The following is a 15,052-nucleotide window of genomic DNA, read 5'->3' as shown; positions in this document are numbered from 1 at the left end:
ATGGCCGAACTCACCCGAGTTGAAACAGAACCCGTCGCCCATGGCAGCCATACCGGCGGTCTGAGTGGTGTGGCTGCGGATTTTGCCTCGGATCAACGAGCGTTCAAGAACGTTTCCTGGGGCAAGGCCATGATGTGGATCTTCCTCCTCAGCGACACCTTCATCTTCGGCTGTTTCCTGCTTGCCTACATGACGGCTCGGATGTCGACGCCGATCCCATGGCCCAATCCGAGCGAGGTTTTTGCACTTGAGATCGGCGGGCAGCAGGTTCCGCTGATCCTCATCGCCATCATGACCTTCATCCTGATCAGCAGCAGCGGCACGATGGCCATGGCCGTCAATTTCGGTTATCGCCGCGAGCGCGGGAAGACGGCAGCGTTGATGCTTTTGACCGCGCTGCTCGGCGCCTCTTTCGTCGGAATGCAGGCTTTCGAGTGGACAAAGCTTATCACCGAAGGCGTGCGCCCCTGGGAGAACCCATGGGGTGCGGCGCAGTTCGGATCATCCTTCTTCATGATCACCGGGTTTCACGGTACGCACGTGACCTTCGGCGTGATCTTCCTTTTGATTACCGCGCGCAAGGTATGGCGCGGAGACTTCGATACGGGCCGGCGGGGCTTCTTCACAAGCCGCAAGGGCAATTATGAGATCGTCGAGATCATGGGCCTCTACTGGCACTTCGTCGACCTCGTCTGGGTTTTCATTTTCGCGTTCTTCTATCTGTGGTGAGGCGCATCATGGCACAGGCACAAGCGCATTCCGGCCAGCAGCATCCAATCAGGCTTTACCTCGTGGTGTGGGGGTTGCTGTTCGTCCTCAGCACGTTCTCCTATCTGGTCGATTATCTCGGCATCCAGGGCTACCCGCGCTGGACGCTCATCATCGTTTTCATGATGCTGAAGGCCGGCCTGATCGTTGCCATCTTCATGCATATGGCCTGGGAGCGGCTGGCGCTGGTCTACGCAATCTTGCTGCCACCGCTGCTCGTCCTGGTCTTCGTGGCGATGATGGCATCGGAGTCGCATTATACGATCTTCACCCGGCTGACATTCCTCGGCGGCGCTGGTCCCTAGGTGGACCATGGGAGGGTTAGATGATCTTCTCGTTCGGAAACGGGGCACGCGAAGCCCCGTTTCGCGCCCGACGAACCGTTGGACCTGATCGACTGTTGCGGGGTTGGAGCGGCTGATGTCGGTTGGCTGGCGAGCATGATGCCGAGCAAGCAGCCCGCAGCCAGCACGCCGAGCCGGCGTGCTGTGGGGTATCGTGACATGGCTTAGTTGCAGGTTGCCATGCGCTTCAGGGCCGCGGTCACCCCATTCAAGGAATAGGTGTAGGTCGTCGCAGTGCCGCGCTGGGAGACGGCTTCGACCGTCATGTCGCTACCGGAGCGCATGGCGCCGATGACGTCAGGTTCGCGGGACTCTTCAAGCACCCACGCGGACTTGCCCCTGGTGAACATCGTGAACGTCTCGTCGCCGATCGCGACCTTGACCCGCGAGCCCGGCTTCAGTTCGTAGCCCATGATTGCCTGCGGCTCATACCCGGCACTCGGCGCCCGGCCGATCACGAAGAAATTGCTGCCATGATCGACGCTTGCCGGTTGCTTGGTTGTCGGAACAGTCAGCAAATAGCACACTGTCTGCCCGCCCTTGCTGTAGGAATAGACGCCCCAATCCTCGAACTGCTTGACCATTGTCGGCTGCGCGTTGGCGGAGATTGCACCGGCAAGTGTGAAGGAGAGTACGAGAGCTATTCTTTTCATGGGCATTTTCCCCGCCGAAAGTGTGAGAGGTGCTGGCCTTGGAACAGACCGGCTGGAGCGAACGCGGGGCATTCAAGGCGGAGAGGGTTACCGAGACCTTAATGGCGGGTTGGGGGTAACGAACGTGTGACCGATCGATCGTCTGATGTGAATGGAAAGCCCAAAAACAAAAGAGCCGGCCACGTTTCCGGGACCGGCTTTGAATAAATGGTTGAAATAGATCAGGCCGAAAGCTTGGCCAGAACCTCTTCATCCACTTCGAAATTCGAGTAGACGTTCTGAACGTCGTCGTCGTCTTCGAGGCTGTCGATCAGCTTCAGCAGCGACTGGGCCCGTTCTTCGTCGACCGGCACGTTGTTCTGGGCGCGCCAGACAGCCTTGACGGTTTCGGCTTCGCCGAGCGAGGTTTCGAGCGCCTTAGCGACTTCGCCGAGGGCTTCGAAGCCGCAGGTGATGTAGTGGCCTTCCTCGTCGGTCTCGACGTCGTCGGCACCGGCTTCAATGGCGGCTTCCATCATCTTGTCGGCATCGCCTGCCTCAAGCTTGTAGGTGATTTCACCGACGTGGTCGAAGGAGAAGGAAACCGAGCCTGTTTCACCAAGAGCGCCGCCGGCCTTCGTGAAGATCGAGCGGACGTTGGAGGCGGTGCGGTTGCGGTTGTCGGTCAGGGCCTCGACGATGATCGCCGTGCCGCCCGGGCCGTAACCTTCGTAGCGGACTTCATCGTAGTTCTCGCCGTCGGCGCCCGCAGCCTTCTTGATGGCACGGTCGATGTTATCCTTCGGCATGGACTGCGCCTTGGCGTTCTGGATCGCAAGACGCAGGCGGGCGTTCATCGAAGGATCAGGCAGACCGGCCTTGGCGGCAACGGTGATTTCGCGCGCGAGCTTGGAGAACATTTTCGACCGCACGGCATCCTGACGGCCCTTGCGATGCATGATGTTTTTAAACTGTGAATGGCCAGCCATGGCACCCCTGTTCACGTCATATTGTTAGGAATGGGCCGCCTTATAAGAGCGAAATGGGCCGTATTCAAGGGAAAACGGCTCCACCGCGCGTGTTGCTCATACAGCCCGAAAGGCGGAACAAAGCCCGGAAGCTGACGTTTCAAAGCACGGACCCTCGAAACGGAAGGAAGTGCTATGGCCAGTTTCAACGAAGCGCGGGAACACCCGGCACGCCAGCTCTGGGACCAGGTGAACGACATCCATGCAGGCATGCTCGGCGTGGATGGAGCGGACATGCACATGCAGCCGATGGCGCCGAATGCTGATCCGAAGACGAATACGATATGGTTCTACACGAAATCGGACGCAGCGATCGTGCGTGCCATCAAGCCGGGTACGCGGGCACATTTCTGCGTGGTCGGCAAGGATCACGACTACCATGCCTGCCTCGCAGGCAAGATCGAGGTGCGGCCCGACCCGTCGAAGATTGACGAATATTGGAACTCAGTTGTCGCCGCCTGGTATGATGACGGCAAGAAGGATCCGAATCTCACGATGCTCGCAATGCATGTCGACGACGCCGAAATCTGGGTTTCGACGGGTAGCAAGCTGAGGTTCGGCTGGGAGATCGCCAAGGCCAATCTCGACGATGACAAGATGCCCGATGTCGGCATCAGGCAGCACTTGCAGTTTGCTTGAAAGAACAGACCCGGCGCAGTCCGGGTCTTTTATTGCATGCCCTTTGCGACATAGATCAGCGGCTTTTTCGGCAAGGTGAGCAGCGAAACGGAGATCGTGTTCGTCGGCGCGTAGCTGATGTCGAAATCGGGTCCGAACATCGACAGGAAGCTTTGCAGCGGGCGCGGTTGATGCATCGGCAGGATCAGCGAGGCGCGCAGGCGCTTGATGACGCGGCTCATGCTGTCGGAGCCCATTGTCAGGCCACCATCCACTGGCACCATCACGACATCCAGTCGGCCGATTTCCGCGTAGTGGGTTTCCGTCAGTTCGTAGTGCAGATGGCCAAGATGGCCGATGCAGAGGCCGGCAACCTCGAAGATGAAGATTGAGTTCCCATCCTGCTGCGGCGCGCCGAAACCGCCCCTGATATCGGTGGTGACATTGCGAATGTAGGTGTCGCCGACTACCAGGTTGATCTTGGCTTTTTCGCCCGGCACGTCACCCCATCCATGCAGCACATACTTGATGGCCGGGTCGGTCACCAGAGTATAGTGCGAGGAATGGGCGCGGTTCATGGTGACGACCATCGGCGCCTGCGGCGGCGAGTACCAGCCGCTGTAATCGGTCGCGATCGTCACACCGCCCGGCGTTTCAATGAGGAAGGTGGAGTGCCCAATGTAGGTCAGCGTAACCGATTGATTGATGGCGCCGGCGTCGATGACTGGGGCCGGGCCTGTGAAACTCGCAAAGGTCGCTTGTGGGATCGATTGGGCGATAGCCTGGCACTGGCTGACGTTTCGCCGTTCCTCCTGAGCGGCGGCCACTTCCACGGCAACCAAGACCATCAGGCAGGCGATTGCGAAAACAAGAAAACGCGGCTTCATGCCACTTCCTCCAGCGCGCTCACGGGTAGGCTCGGGAGGATGCGGCAAGGCGCCGCAGTGGTCCAGTTGAAATGCCGGGACCGCTGCTCACTTTTGCGTCATGGCAGACGCCTGCCTGAACTAGCGCCAGAACTCCGGAATGGTCTCGGCAAGCCGCGGGCCGAGCCGCAGTGGAGCGATCTTTTCAGCCAGGCCGGTCGTATCGGAGATCTCGACGCCGACGCCGCAGATGGTTGCCGGGCCGGTCGCCGCCTCCATGCGGCCTTTCGGCATCTTCGAGATGAACCGGTTCAGCGGCTCCTCCTTGTCCATGCCGAGCGAGGAATCGTAGTCGCCGCACATGCCGGCGTCAGACATGTAGGCGGTGCCGCCATTCAGGATCTGATGATCGGCGGTCGGGACATGGGTGTGCGTGCCGACGACGAAGCTGGCGCGGCCGTCGACGAAATGGCCGAAGCACTGCTTCTCGCTAGTCGCTTCGGCGTGGAAGTCGAAAATGATCGCATCGGCCTGTTCCTTGAGCGGGCAGGCGTCGAGGATCGCTTCGGCGGATTTGAAGGGATCGTCGAGTTCGGGATGCATGAAGACGCGGCCCATGACATTTGCGACAAGCACGCGTGCGCCGTTGCGGGCATAGAACAGCCCTGAGCCGCGACCCGGCGTGCCCTGCGGGTAGTTCGCGGGCCGCAGGAACTGGTCGTGACGTCCGGCAAAGGCGACGGCTTCCTTCTGGTCCCAGACGTGGTTGCCCGTCGTCACGACATCGGCGCCGGCATTGATCGTCTCGAGGAAGATATCCTCGGTGATGCCGAAGCCGCCGGCGGCGTTCTCGCCGTTGACGACGACGAAATCTAGCTTGAGGTCGGAAATGAGGCCGGGGAGGCGGTTCCAGACGGCGGTGCGTCCGGTCTTACCCACCATGTCACCCAGAAAAAGCAGTCGCATTGCTATCCAATCCAAGAGGCAAAAAAGCGAAGCCCGCTTTCCGTCAGGAGGGCGTCTAGGCTGACATCGTGCGGCTCGTCGGGCACATGTGCCACTTCCTGGCAGTCGAATGCAATGCCGATCAGCTTGGGATGCTGGCCTTTTTGCCGCAAACGCTCGATGGCACGGTCGTAATAGCCGGCGCCGTAGCCAATGCGGTGACCGCGATTGTCGAAGGCGGAGAGCGGCACCAGCATGATTTCGGGATCGAGCACGGCGGCGTCCGCCGGCGGGCCGGAGGTGCCGAAGCCCGTGCTGACCAACGGCGCGCCGCGCACAAGTTCGCGAAACACTATCGTCTGCTTGTCGAGGATGGCAGGCACGCAAAGCCGGGCTCCACGTGCCTGGAAGCGCGCCAGAAGCGGCCGGATGTCGGCCTCCGAACGGATCGGCAGGAAGCCGGAGACGACAGTGCCCGGATCGAAGGCGACGGCCTCGCCGGCATGCTCGGCCATGGCCAGGCTCATCTCGATGCGCGTGGCCTCCGGGATCGCGTCGCGCAGTGTAAGCCGGCCGGCTCGCATTTCGGCTTTCTGTTCTTTTGGGGTCATACGGTCCATCGCGCTGTTTTCAGCAGACGATAAAGGTCCTGCCGATCATTTCAACGGGACAATACGACCTTTGACCGCCCGCCTTAGCCAATCGGATCAAATCGTGATGCTGGTCGGCATGACTGAGGTGTCGGCCTGCGCCTCAAACGAGTAGGCGTTCACTCCGGATGCCTGCTGGCCGGTTCTCTCGCGCAAGTCGCGCATCGCCTTGTCCATCAACTGACGAACCTCCTGCAGGATGGCCTTGAACTCTTCCATCGTCTTTCGGTCTTCGGTGGAGATCCCTGCGGACGCCTGCTGTCCGTCTTCGACGACGCTCTGGTAGGCGTTGCGCGCCGCAGTTGCGCCGTCGGGTTCGTCCGCTTGGGGGGCGCTCGTGTCGGAGCTGTCCGCCGCCGCGGCCGCGTCTGTGCCTGATGTATCGGTTGCGGCATCTGCCGACGCCGCTCCGGTATCGGTCGTTGCCGCAGAGGCATTGGCTGTGGAAGCGATGTTTGTTGCACTGGCCGCAACAGCCGAGGCAAATTCCGCCGCAGCGGCGCTGATCTTGTGGGCAAGTTCGGCTGCAAGCCGGGCAACGACCTCCGGTGGGTAGCCGCCACTCTTCAGCATTTCGAGCTGCTGCTTGGCTTCCTCAAGCTTGCGTGCCGCACGGGCTTTGGCCGCTTCGGCCGATGTCGCCATGCTCTCACGCAGGCTTTCCTGTGCCCTTGCCGCATTCTGCAAGATCTTCAGGCGCGCGCTGGTGCTGTCGGTCGACGTAGTGAGATTGTCGGAGGAGTAAGTGGTGCGCAGGATGTTGAGCGCTGATGCGGAACCGACTTGCATACTATCCTCCGGATTGCACGATCCGGCGTAGTCTGCAACTTCAGGCTTGCGTGGGCCTGTGCCACCTACGTACGCGTGGCGAGCGTATGGATCGTTTCATTGAACAGCGGCATGCCGCCCGGTGACCAACCGAGGGCGCGGATTTTCGCCGTGTCCATCGGCGTCAGCTGTGACTTGTCGGCAGGAAGCGGCAGCCTGTTCAGGCAATCGCGCTCCCAGCGAATGTGTTCCAGGATGTCCCAGGTATCGAGTGTGACATCGGAGACGTTGAAGGTCTCGCCTGATATACGCGCGGTGTCCGCTTCCAGCATCAGCCGAACCGCGCCGCCGACGTCTCTTCCGTGGACCTCGGTGCCGGCACGTGATGGCAGATGGCGGCCGGCGAGGTAATCCTCGATCAGCTTGTCCCATTTGTTGGGCCGAAGGTCGCCGTAGACGCCGGTCAAGCGCAAGCTGGTCGTTGCGAAGCCGGGCGCCGCGAGATGCGCGAGGCTGCGTTCGGCGTCGAGCTTGACCTGACCGTAGAGGGTCTCGGGCTTCTCAGCCATGCCTTCTGTCAGCGTGGTTCCCGGAGGGTGCTCGCCATAGGCGGCGCGGCTCGAAATGAAGATGCAGCGGCGTGTGCCGGCGCGTTTGGCCGCTTCGAAAAGCCGGACGCTGCCGTCAAGGTTAAGGTGCTTGAACGTCTCCGGGTCATCGCCCTCGCCGCCGCGGTAGTTGCCGGGCAGGTGGTGGAAGGCGGCGTGCACGAAGAAATAGGCGTCGTCAAAGGCTTCGATATGATCACGCGTCGGATCGAGCGAGAGCGGGGCGAATTCGACCGGTCTTGAAAAGAAGCGGGGCAGGGGAGCGTGGCGACCGCCGATGATCACGGTATAGCCGGCGGCGAGCAGTTCTTCGACGATATAACGTCCGACGAGACCTGTTCCCCCCGATACCAATACCTTCATGCCGCCTCGTCAGGGTTGGACATTGTCGATGGATCCGGCAGGTCATCGCCGGCATAGAATGCATGCCAAAGGTCGATCAGCGGCCGCAGTTTATCGGCCTTCGGATGATTCGTCTCCCACGGCTTCTCATACTGGTAATGCAGGACGGAAATACTCTGCCAGTCCCAAAGCCGGGGCATGGTGAACCACACGTACTGGAGCATGTTGAAATAGACGGGCAAGCCGTGCCAATCCGGGAAAAACTCCTGCAGGAAGGTCTGGTCCGTCCGCTTCCAGAACACCCCCGGCCGATCCAGCCGTTCCAGCATTCGCTGGAATGTGTCTTCGGACGGCTGCGCGACGAAGACGCCGGAATTCAGCCGGTGGAAGTCCGCCAGGGACTCATAGACGTTCGGGGCGGCGGAAAACTCCGGATAGCGGAAGAGCTTGTCGATGTTTCGCAACACGATCGCGTCGGCGTCGATGAAGACGCAGCTGGCGTATTCGGTCAATTGCCATAGGCGCAGCTTGCAGAAATTGTCGAGCGGGGAATGAAACGCAGGCTTGCGTCCCTTCGTAAAGGGAGCGGCGGCGTGCAGACTGGATCGAGCATGACGCTCATTGAACTCCGCTGACAGGGGCAGATGGTCGACCGGCACCAGGCGACAGCCGAGTTGCAGAAGCAGGTCAAGACTGGCTTGGTCGGCGCCTGCCGTATGGAGGATGACGATATCCGCTGGAGTGGCGGTTCGGCGCAACGATACCGCAAGCGCCTTGGCGCCCATGGCGTAATCGTGGTTGGTGACGAGAGTGACATAGGCGTGCCGAGGCTCACTCATGAAACGGACTTCAGCCTCCTACCTTCCGGATCACGGTTGATCGTCGCCGCAATGTCTTTCGTCCAGGCAGAGATCGCGGGGACGCGCGACCGATCGACGCGGTAGGCAAATTTCTTGGCGACGTCGACGATCTCGCTCAGAAGACCTGTCTGCAGGGTGATCGGATCGAGACCGAGCTTGCGGAATTTCTCGTTCTTGACGATGAGTTCGTTTTCCGGCGCCTCCTTGCGTGGGTTCGGCAGCCAGGCGATCTCGCCGCCGCTCAGCTTGGCGATCATTTCCGCCAGATCTCGCACCCGATGCGTTTCGGTCATCTGGTTGAAGATCTCGACGCGGGCGCCTCGGGCAGGCGGGTTGTTCAAGGCAAGCTCGATGCAGCGGACCGAATCCTGGATGTGGATGAAGGCGCGGGTCTGGCCGCCGGTGCCGTGGACTGTCAGCGGATATCCGATCGCCGCCTGGATCAGGAAGCGGTTCAACACTGTGCCATAATCGCCGTCATAGTCGAAGCGATTGATCAGCTGCGGATGCCGACGCGTCTGCTCGGTGTGGGTGCCCCAGACAATGCCCTGGTGCAGGTCGGTGATGCGCAGGCCGTCGTTCTTGGCATAGAAATGGAAGAGCAGCTGATCCAGGCACTTGGTCATGTGATAGATCGAGCCTGGATTGGAGGGGTAGAGGATTTCCTGGCTAACGGTCTCGCCGTTCGCCGTCTCGATGCCAACCGGCAGATAGCCCTCGGGGATCGCTGCGCCAACTGTCGAATAGCCGTAGACGCCCATCGTGCCGAGGTGGATCAGATGCGCGTCGAGTTGGAGTTCGACAAGCGCATTCAGGAGGTTATGGGTGGCGTTGACGTTGTTGTTTACCGTGTAGTTCTTGTGGCGGTCGCTCTTCATCGAGTAGGGCGCCGCGCGCTGTTCGGCGAAATGAATGATGGCATCAGGCCGGTTCTCAGCTAGCCACTTCTTCAGCAGTTCGTAGTCCTTGGCGAGGTCGATCAGGTTGAAATGAATGCGCCGGCCGGTTTCGGCGTGCCAGATGCGCGTTCGCTCCTGGATCGAGTCCATCGGGGTCAGTGACTGAACCCCAAGTTCAGTGTCGATCCAGCGCCGCGAGAGGTTGTCGAGAATGTGAACGTCGTGTCCGGTGTCGGAGAGATGCAATGATGTCGGCCAGCCAATGAATCCGTCCCCGCCCATCACTGCAATCTTCATCGCGTCGTCTCCTGCTTGAATGTCTCTGTCAAAAATTACTTAGGAAGCGTGACAATTGTTCAATGCTTGCAAGGCGGAATGTCTTCCGCCAAAGAGGGCGCGTGACTTTGGAGAAAATTATGGCGGACAACGGTTTTTCGATTTCGGGTGAACTCACGGAAACGGGTCACCGGCTCCTGCAGCGGGTTTATTACGAGGACACCGATTTTTCCGGCCTCGTCTACCATGCGCGTTATCTTCACTTCCTCGAGCGCGGCCGCACCGATTACCTCCGTTGTCTCGGCGTTGAGCAGCGGGAGCTGATCAATGCCGACGAGGAGGGGCTTGTCTTCGTCGTCCACCGCATGGAGATCGACTTCAAGCAGCCGGCGCGGATGGATGATATCCTGACCGTCCTGACCCACACCGAAAAAGCCGGCGGGGCCAAGATGGTCCTCAATCAGGAGATCCGGCGCGGCGAAACGCTGCTGATCGCCGCCAAGGTGATCATCGCCGTCATCAATGCCAATGCCAGGCCGCGACGATTGCCGGAGACACTCGCCGAGAAATTTCTTGAAGGCAGCAAGCCGCTCCGCGGGCCCTGAGCCCTTGCCGCGCTCAATGTGATCGACACGGTTTGCGTGCGGCGATTCGCTTGGATTGATCGTGAACGCTGAAAAGACGCGGGATTCCGGCCTTGCATAAACATGAGTTTTGTGTGAAGGAATTCACGCGCTGGAAGATAAGCGCTGTTGTGGTCATCGAGCTAGATCTGACCAAGTAATCCAAGGGATAAATCTTTCTCCGATAGTTTCGCTGTCATGATCCGGCGCTAACGAACTGTTAACCATAATAGTGTCTTACTCGGATTGTCAGAGTTTGTGCGGTGCACGCCTTCCTTTGACCAAATTTGACGGCAAGGAAGGCGGATAAGAGCTTGGAAGCTTGACCAGGGCTTTGGGCGGCGGCCGCCAGACACTTCTTGCGAGATCACTTTGTGCCGCCCGGTCAAGTGCCGGGCGTTTGGATTCGGGGATTTTGGATCAATGGAACAAGTAGGATTGGCAGCAGCAACGGCCGACGTCAGCCTCTGGTCGCTGTTTATGCAGGCAGGTCTCGTCGTCAAGCTGGTCATGCTCGGGCTCATCGCAGCCTCGGTCTGGACCTGGGCGATCGTCATCGACAAATATCTGGCCTACGGCCGCGCACGGCGCCAGTTCGAGAAGTTCGAGCAGGTATTCTGGTCGGGCCAGTCGCTGGAAGAGCTTTATCGCACTCTATCGGAGCGCAACAATACCGGCCTTGCCGCGATCTTCGTTGCGGCGATGCGCGAATGGAAGAAGTCGTTCGAGCGCGGTGCGCGCTCCCCGATCGGTCTGCAGATGCGTATCGACCGCGCCATGGACGTGACATTGGCGCGTGAATCCGAATTCCTCTCAGCCCGCCTCGGCTCGCTGGCAACGATTGGTTCCGCCGGTCCGTTCATCGGCCTGTTCGGTACGGTCGTTGGTATCATGACCTCGTTCCAGGCAATCGCCGGCTCGAAGTCGACGAACCTCGCGGTCGTTGCTCCCGGTATCGCCGAAGCGCTGCTTGCAACCGCAATCGGGCTTGTTGCTGCTATCCCGGCCGTTATCGCCTACAACAAGTTCACTGCCGATGCCGGCAAGCTTTCGGGCCGCATGGAAGGCTTCGCGGATGAATTCTCCGCCATCCTTTCGCGCCAGATCGACGAGAAACTGCAGCCGCGCCAGGCCGCGCAGTAATCGACGGGAACGGAGTCAACGATATGGGTATGGGTGCTCCAAGCGGTGGCGGTAGCGGCGGTGGTCGCGGTGGTCGTCGTCGCGGTGGCCACAGAGGTGGTGCCATCTCCGAAATCAATGTGACGCCGCTCGTCGACGTCATGCTCGTGCTTTTGATCATCTTCATGGTGGCAGCACCGATGATGACGGTCGGCGTGCCCGTCGACTTGCCGGAAACACAGGCCAAGGCGCTGAATTCTGAAACGCAGCCGATCACGATCTCGGTGAAGAACGACGGCCAGGTGTTCCTGCAGGAAACACCGATCCCGGTCGAAGAGATTGCCGCGAAGCTCGAGGCGATCGCAACGACCGGCTATAATGAACGCATCTTCGTTCGCGGCGACGCGACCGCGCCCTATGGCGTGATCGCCGACGTCATGGCTCGCATCCAGGGTGCCGGCTACAAGAACATCGGCCTCGTGACGCAGCAGAAGAAGGACCAATAGCGAACGCTATGAAGGCCAGTATCGTCACATCTGCGGCTCTGCACTGTGCACTGCTTGCCTGGGCGCTGATCTCGATCGGCTCCCCGGAGCAGTTCAAGGTCGAGGATTTCGAGGCGATGCCCGTCGACCTCGTGCCCGTCGAAGAAATGACGCAGATGCAGCAGGGCGACAAGACGGCCAAGCCGAGTGAAAAGCCGGCGCCGAAGCCGACGGCCAAGCCGACCAATGTCGAAAACGCCGAGAACATGGGCGAGAACAAGGTCGACCTCAAGACGCCGCCAGTCCCGAACGCCAAGCCCAACAATAACGAGAGCGCTGCTGCCCCCAAGGCCGTTGAAAAGCCTCTTCCTCAGAATGATCCCGTGCCCAACGAGGTGAAGGAGATCATGAAGGAGGAGACGGACGTCGAGCCGAAGCAGGTCGCGTCCATTACGCCGCCGAAGCCCGAAATCACCCCGCCGACGCCGCCAAAGCCTGAGGAAACGCCACAGGAACAGCCGGAGCCACCGAAGCCGGACGCCGAGGCGCTGCCGGACAAGGTTCCGACTCCGGTCGTGAAGCCGCAAGCCAAGCCGCCGGAACAGAAGCCGGCCGAAAAGCCCCCGGAGAAAAAGACCGAGGATCAGGCGAAGGCGGACGAGAAGCCGACGGACAAGAAGAAGGCCGACAAGAAGCAGGAGAAGGCCAAGTCCGCCTCCTCCAAGCAGAGCGACTTCAACGCCGATGATATCGCGGCGCTGCTGAACAAGCAGGACCCGTCGAATGGTGGCGCCAAGAGTTCGACCGAGGTTGCGTCGCTCGGTGCCAAGAAGGCTACCGGCGGCTCCAAGCTCTCGATGAGCGAGATGGATGCGCTGCGCAGCGCGATCGCCGGCAACTGGTCGGTTATCCCCGGGATGGAAGGTGCCAGCGACGTTCGCATCAAGGTCCACATGAAGCTGGACCCGGATGGCAACATCATCGGTTCGCCCGAGGTCGAAGCGGTTGGCGGCACCAACGAGGCGACGCGCATGGCGTTGGCAAGCGGTGCCAAGCGTGCCGTCATGAAGTCGTCGCCCTTCACGACTCTCCCGAAAGACAAATATGACGCCTGGGGCGAGGTTATCGTCAATTTCGATCCCAGCGATCTAGCCCTTTAAAATGCTGAAAGGCTTGTCCTCCATGACCAAGTGTTCCCTCATTCGCGCCTTGATGGTCGCCGTCGGCATGATAACCACTGCGGTTGTCGCCACGCCGGCCAACGCGCTTGTCGAAATCAACATCAACAAGGGCAATGTCGAGCCGTTGCCGATCGCGATCACCGACTTCCTGCAGGGCGACATGGGTGCGCAGGTTTCGCAGGTGATTGCCGCCGACCTTCAGCGCTCGGGCCTTTTCAAGCCGATCGACAAGAACGCCTTCATCGAGAAGATCTCCAATCCGGATGCCGCTCCGCGCTTCGAGGACTGGAAGGTCATCAATGCGCAGGCACTCGTGACGGGTCGCGTGACGCAGGAAAGCGACGGACGTCTGCGCGCCGAGTTCCGCCTCTGGGATACGTTTGCCGGCACGCAGATGACCGGGCAGCAGTTCTACACGCAGCCGGAGAACTGGCGCCGCGTTGCTCACATCATCGCCGACGCGATCTACAAGCAGATCACCGGCGAGGAAGGCTACTTCGATACGCGTGTCGTGTTCGTTTCGGAGTCCGGCACCAAGCAGGAGCGCAAGCGCCAGCTCGCCATCATGGACCAGGACGGCTTCAACGTCCGCATGCTGACGAACGGCAGCGACCTCGTTCTCACGCCGCGCTTCTCGCCGAACCGCCAGGAAGTCACCTACATGTCCTTCGCCAACCAGCAGCCGCGGGTCTACCTGCTGCAGCTCGAGACGGGACAGCGCGAAGTTGTCGGCAACTTCCCGGGCATGACCTTCTCCCCGCGCTTCTCGCCGGATGGCCAGAAGGTCGTGATGAGCCTTCAGCAGGAAGGCAACGCCAACATCTACACGATGGACCTGCGTTCGCGCACGACGACGCGCCTGACCTCGACGGCGGCCATCGATACCTCGCCCTCCTATTCGCCGGACGGCGGACGGATCGTGTTCGAAAGCGACCGCGGCGGCAAGCAGCAGATCTACGTCATGAATGCCGACGGCTCCGGCCAGACGCGTATCTCCTTCGGCGACGGCAACTACTCCACGCCGGTCTGGTCTCCGCGTGGCGATCTGATCGCCTTCACCAAGCAGTCGGGTGGCAAGTTCTCGATCGGCGTGATGAAGCCGGACGGTTCGGGCGAGCGCATCCTGACGACGGGCTTCCACAACGAGGGCCCGACCTGGGCACCAAATGGCCGCGTCATCATGTTCTTCCGCCAGGCGGCCGGTGCTGGCGGTCCGCAGCTCTACTCGATCGATCTGACGGGCTATAACGAGCAGCTCATCAAGACCCCGACCTACGCTTCCGACCCCGCCTGGTCGCCGCTTCTCGAGTAGAAAAGCCTGTGGATGTGCCTTTTTGTCGCCGCAAAAATCCCTGATTGGGGCGACTGAGGGACAAATCAACCATCTGTTAACCATAATTCTTGAATGCCGATTAACCCAATACGGTTACAGTCCGGCAACCTTAATCAAGTCGCAAGGAGACCGGCCATGAGCCGAATTCACACCCCGGCAATGAGCCGCATGCAGAATTTCGCCCGCAACCCCGTCATGATCGCGCTTGTCGCCGGTCTTGCTCTGGCCGGTTGCGCCAACAAGAAGAACATGGCCAACAGCGCCGGTGATCTCGGCCTTGGCGCCGGCGCCGCAACGCCGGGTTCGGCTCAGGACTTCACCGTCAACGTCGGCGACCGCATCTTCTTCGACACCGATTCCACCTCGATCCGCGCGGACGCCGCCCAGACGCTCGACCGTCAGGCTCAGTGGCTCGCTCGCTATCCGAAGTATGCCATCACCGTCGAAGGTCACGCCGACGAACGCGGCACGCGCGAATACAACCTTGCCCTCGGTGCTCGCCGTGCAGCCGCTACCAAGGATTACCTTGCTTCGCGCGGTGTTCCGGCTCAGCGCATGAAGACCATCTCCTACGGCAAGGAACGCCCGGTCGCCGTCTGCGACGATATTTCCTGCTGGTCGCAGAACCGCCGCGCGGTCACCGTTCTGGGTGGCGCCGGCATGTAATTGCCGGGAAATATTACAATTTCGAAAGGCGGCTCCAT

At 60.5% G+C, this 15,052-nt stretch carries 18 protein-coding genes; 9 read left to right on the top strand and 9 right to left on the bottom strand.

Annotated features, from left to right (window positions below):
* Together FHT97_RS11025 and FHT97_RS11020 are read left to right on the top strand one after the other, a co-directional pair.
* Nucleotides 1-729: a heme-copper oxidase subunit III family protein gene (locus tag FHT97_RS11025; RefSeq protein ID WP_183862120.1), complete on the top strand. Its 729-nt coding sequence runs from the start codon at nt 1-3 to the stop codon at nt 727-729.
* A gap of 8 nt (nt 730-737) precedes the next feature.
* The gene (locus FHT97_RS11020; RefSeq protein ID WP_183755716.1) at nt 738-1,073 is read left to right on the top strand and encodes a cytochrome C oxidase subunit IV family protein; all 336 of its coding nucleotides are present in this window, start codon (nt 738-740) and stop codon (nt 1,071-1,073) included.
* A 203-nt stretch (nt 1,074-1,276) separates the two neighbouring features.
* Here the strand turns inward: FHT97_RS11020 and FHT97_RS11015 are convergent, their stop codons facing one another.
* Together FHT97_RS11015 and FHT97_RS11010 are read right to left on the bottom strand one after the other, a co-directional pair.
* Entirely contained in the window at nt 1,277-1,771 is a 495-nt protein-coding gene (locus FHT97_RS11015; protein ID WP_183862118.1) for an invasion associated locus B family protein, read from the bottom strand.
* A gap of 215 nt (nt 1,772-1,986) precedes the next feature.
* The gene (locus tag FHT97_RS11010; RefSeq protein ID WP_183755714.1) at nt 1,987-2,733 is read right to left on the bottom strand and encodes a YebC/PmpR family DNA-binding transcriptional regulator; all 747 of its coding nucleotides are present in this window, start codon (nt 2,731-2,733) and stop codon (nt 1,987-1,989) included.
* A 174-nt stretch (nt 2,734-2,907) separates the two neighbouring features.
* Between FHT97_RS11010 and FHT97_RS11005 the strand changes: the two genes are divergently transcribed.
* Entirely contained in the window at nt 2,908-3,411 is a 504-nt protein-coding gene (locus tag FHT97_RS11005; protein WP_183862116.1) for a pyridoxamine 5'-phosphate oxidase family protein, read from the top strand.
* A 29-nt stretch (nt 3,412-3,440) separates the two neighbouring features.
* Here FHT97_RS11005 and FHT97_RS11000 read toward each other — a convergent pair whose 3' ends face one another.
* From FHT97_RS11000 to FHT97_RS10970, 7 genes are all read right to left on the bottom strand, one after another.
* Nucleotides 3,441-4,277 (bottom strand): MBL fold metallo-hydrolase, encoded by an 837-nt coding sequence (locus tag FHT97_RS11000; protein ID WP_183862114.1) that lies wholly within the window; start codon nt 4,275-4,277, stop codon nt 3,441-3,443.
* Between the two features lie 120 nt (nt 4,278-4,397).
* Nucleotides 4,398-5,222 carry a TIGR00282 family metallophosphoesterase gene (locus FHT97_RS10995; RefSeq protein ID WP_183862112.1) on the bottom strand — a complete coding sequence of 275 codons (825 nt, stop codon included), beginning with the start codon at nt 5,220-5,222 and terminating at the stop codon, nt 4,398-4,400.
* A 2-nt stretch (nt 5,223-5,224) separates the two neighbouring features.
* Nucleotides 5,225-5,812: a 5-formyltetrahydrofolate cyclo-ligase gene (locus tag FHT97_RS10990; RefSeq protein WP_183755711.1), complete on the bottom strand. Its 588-nt coding sequence runs from the start codon at nt 5,810-5,812 to the stop codon at nt 5,225-5,227.
* A 96-nt stretch (nt 5,813-5,908) separates the two neighbouring features.
* On the bottom strand, nt 5,909-6,640 hold the full coding sequence (locus FHT97_RS10985; RefSeq protein WP_183862110.1) for a hypothetical protein: 732 nt from the start codon (nt 6,638-6,640) through the stop codon (nt 5,909-5,911).
* A gap of 65 nt (nt 6,641-6,705) precedes the next feature.
* Nucleotides 6,706-7,590 carry an NAD(P)-dependent oxidoreductase gene (locus FHT97_RS10980; RefSeq protein ID WP_183862108.1) on the bottom strand — a complete coding sequence of 295 codons (885 nt, stop codon included), beginning with the start codon at nt 7,588-7,590 and terminating at the stop codon, nt 6,706-6,708.
* On the bottom strand, nt 7,587-8,408 hold the full coding sequence (locus tag FHT97_RS10975; RefSeq protein WP_183862106.1) for a glycosyltransferase: 822 nt from the start codon (nt 8,406-8,408) through the stop codon (nt 7,587-7,589). Before FHT97_RS10975 ends, FHT97_RS10980 begins: the two co-directional genes overlap by 4 nt.
* Nucleotides 8,405-9,625 carry an NAD-dependent epimerase/dehydratase family protein gene (locus FHT97_RS10970; RefSeq protein ID WP_183862104.1) on the bottom strand — a complete coding sequence of 407 codons (1,221 nt, stop codon included), beginning with the start codon at nt 9,623-9,625 and terminating at the stop codon, nt 8,405-8,407. The genes FHT97_RS10975 and FHT97_RS10970 overlap by 4 nt, the downstream gene beginning before the upstream one ends.
* 119 nt (nt 9,626-9,744) lie before the next feature.
* Between FHT97_RS10970 and ybgC the strand changes: the two genes are divergently transcribed.
* From ybgC to pal, 6 genes are all read left to right on the top strand, one after another.
* A complete protein-coding gene (gene ybgC / locus FHT97_RS10965) occupies nt 9,745-10,209 on the top strand; it encodes a tol-pal system-associated acyl-CoA thioesterase (protein ID WP_016557207.1) in 465 nt (154 codons plus the stop codon).
* Between the two features lie 441 nt (nt 10,210-10,650).
* Entirely contained in the window at nt 10,651-11,370 is a 720-nt protein-coding gene (gene tolQ, locus FHT97_RS10960) for a protein TolQ (RefSeq protein WP_016557208.1), read from the top strand.
* 29 nt (nt 11,371-11,399) lie between these two features.
* The gene (gene tolR, locus FHT97_RS10955) at nt 11,400-11,855 is read left to right on the top strand and encodes a protein TolR (protein WP_025660914.1); all 456 of its coding nucleotides are present in this window, start codon (nt 11,400-11,402) and stop codon (nt 11,853-11,855) included.
* A gap of 8 nt (nt 11,856-11,863) precedes the next feature.
* The gene (locus FHT97_RS10950) at nt 11,864-12,994 is read left to right on the top strand and encodes a hypothetical protein (protein WP_183862102.1); all 1,131 of its coding nucleotides are present in this window, start codon (nt 11,864-11,866) and stop codon (nt 12,992-12,994) included.
* 22 nt (nt 12,995-13,016) lie between these two features.
* Nucleotides 13,017-14,327, top strand: a complete 1,311-nt coding sequence (gene tolB / locus FHT97_RS10945) for a Tol-Pal system beta propeller repeat protein TolB (RefSeq protein ID WP_016557211.1) — start codon at nt 13,017-13,019, stop codon at nt 14,325-14,327.
* Nucleotides 14,328-14,483: 156 nt separating this feature from the next.
* Nucleotides 14,484-15,014, top strand: a complete 531-nt coding sequence (gene pal / locus FHT97_RS10940; RefSeq protein ID WP_040675631.1) for a peptidoglycan-associated lipoprotein Pal — start codon at nt 14,484-14,486, stop codon at nt 15,012-15,014.
* Nucleotides 15,015-15,052 lie beyond the last annotated feature (38 nt).

Origin of the sequence: Rhizobium sp. BK399 (assembly GCF_014194695.1) — a bacterium.
Classification (GTDB): Bacteria; Pseudomonadota; Alphaproteobacteria; order Rhizobiales; family Rhizobiaceae; genus Rhizobium.
The sequence above is the reverse complement of the archived record's forward strand: the minus strand, read 5'-3'. Positions and strand labels throughout refer to the sequence as shown.

Bases quoted from the DNA above. Each gene is read 5' to 3' on its own strand.
- FHT97_RS11025 (WP_183862120.1), top strand. From the start codon at position 1: ATGGCCGAACTCACCCGAGTTGAAACAGAACCCGTCGCCCATGGCAGC.
- FHT97_RS11020 (WP_183755716.1), top strand. From the start codon at position 738: ATGGCACAGGCACAAGCGCATTCCGGCCAGCAGCATCCAATCAGGCTT.
- FHT97_RS11015 (WP_183862118.1), bottom strand. From the start codon at position 1,771: ATGCCCATGAAAAGAATAGCTCTCGTACTCTCCTTCACACTTGCCGGT.
- FHT97_RS11010 (WP_183755714.1), bottom strand. From the start codon at position 2,733: ATGGCTGGCCATTCACAGTTTAAAAACATCATGCATCGCAAGGGCCGT.
- FHT97_RS11005 (WP_183862116.1), top strand. From the start codon at position 2,908: ATGGCCAGTTTCAACGAAGCGCGGGAACACCCGGCACGCCAGCTCTGG.
- FHT97_RS11000 (WP_183862114.1), bottom strand. From the start codon at position 4,277: ATGAAGCCGCGTTTTCTTGTTTTCGCAATCGCCTGCCTGATGGTCTTG.
- FHT97_RS10995 (WP_183862112.1), bottom strand. From the start codon at position 5,222: ATGCGACTGCTTTTTCTGGGTGACATGGTGGGTAAGACCGGACGCACC.
- FHT97_RS10990 (WP_183755711.1), bottom strand. From the start codon at position 5,812: ATGACCCCAAAAGAACAGAAAGCCGAAATGCGAGCCGGCCGGCTTACA.
- FHT97_RS10985 (WP_183862110.1), bottom strand. From the start codon at position 6,640: ATGCAAGTCGGTTCCGCATCAGCGCTCAACATCCTGCGCACCACTTAC.
- FHT97_RS10980 (WP_183862108.1), bottom strand. From the start codon at position 7,590: ATGAAGGTATTGGTATCGGGGGGAACAGGTCTCGTCGGACGTTATATC.
- FHT97_RS10975 (WP_183862106.1), bottom strand. From the start codon at position 8,408: ATGAGTGAGCCTCGGCACGCCTATGTCACTCTCGTCACCAACCACGAT.
- FHT97_RS10970 (WP_183862104.1), bottom strand. From the start codon at position 9,625: ATGAAGATTGCAGTGATGGGCGGGGACGGATTCATTGGCTGGCCGACA.
- ybgC (WP_016557207.1), top strand. From the start codon at position 9,745: ATGGCGGACAACGGTTTTTCGATTTCGGGTGAACTCACGGAAACGGGT.
- tolQ (WP_016557208.1), top strand. From the start codon at position 10,651: ATGGAACAAGTAGGATTGGCAGCAGCAACGGCCGACGTCAGCCTCTGG.
- tolR (WP_025660914.1), top strand. From the start codon at position 11,400: ATGGGTGCTCCAAGCGGTGGCGGTAGCGGCGGTGGTCGCGGTGGTCGT.
- FHT97_RS10950 (WP_183862102.1), top strand. From the start codon at position 11,864: ATGAAGGCCAGTATCGTCACATCTGCGGCTCTGCACTGTGCACTGCTT.
- tolB (WP_016557211.1), top strand. From the start codon at position 13,017: ATGACCAAGTGTTCCCTCATTCGCGCCTTGATGGTCGCCGTCGGCATG.
- pal (WP_040675631.1), top strand. From the start codon at position 14,484: ATGAGCCGAATTCACACCCCGGCAATGAGCCGCATGCAGAATTTCGCC.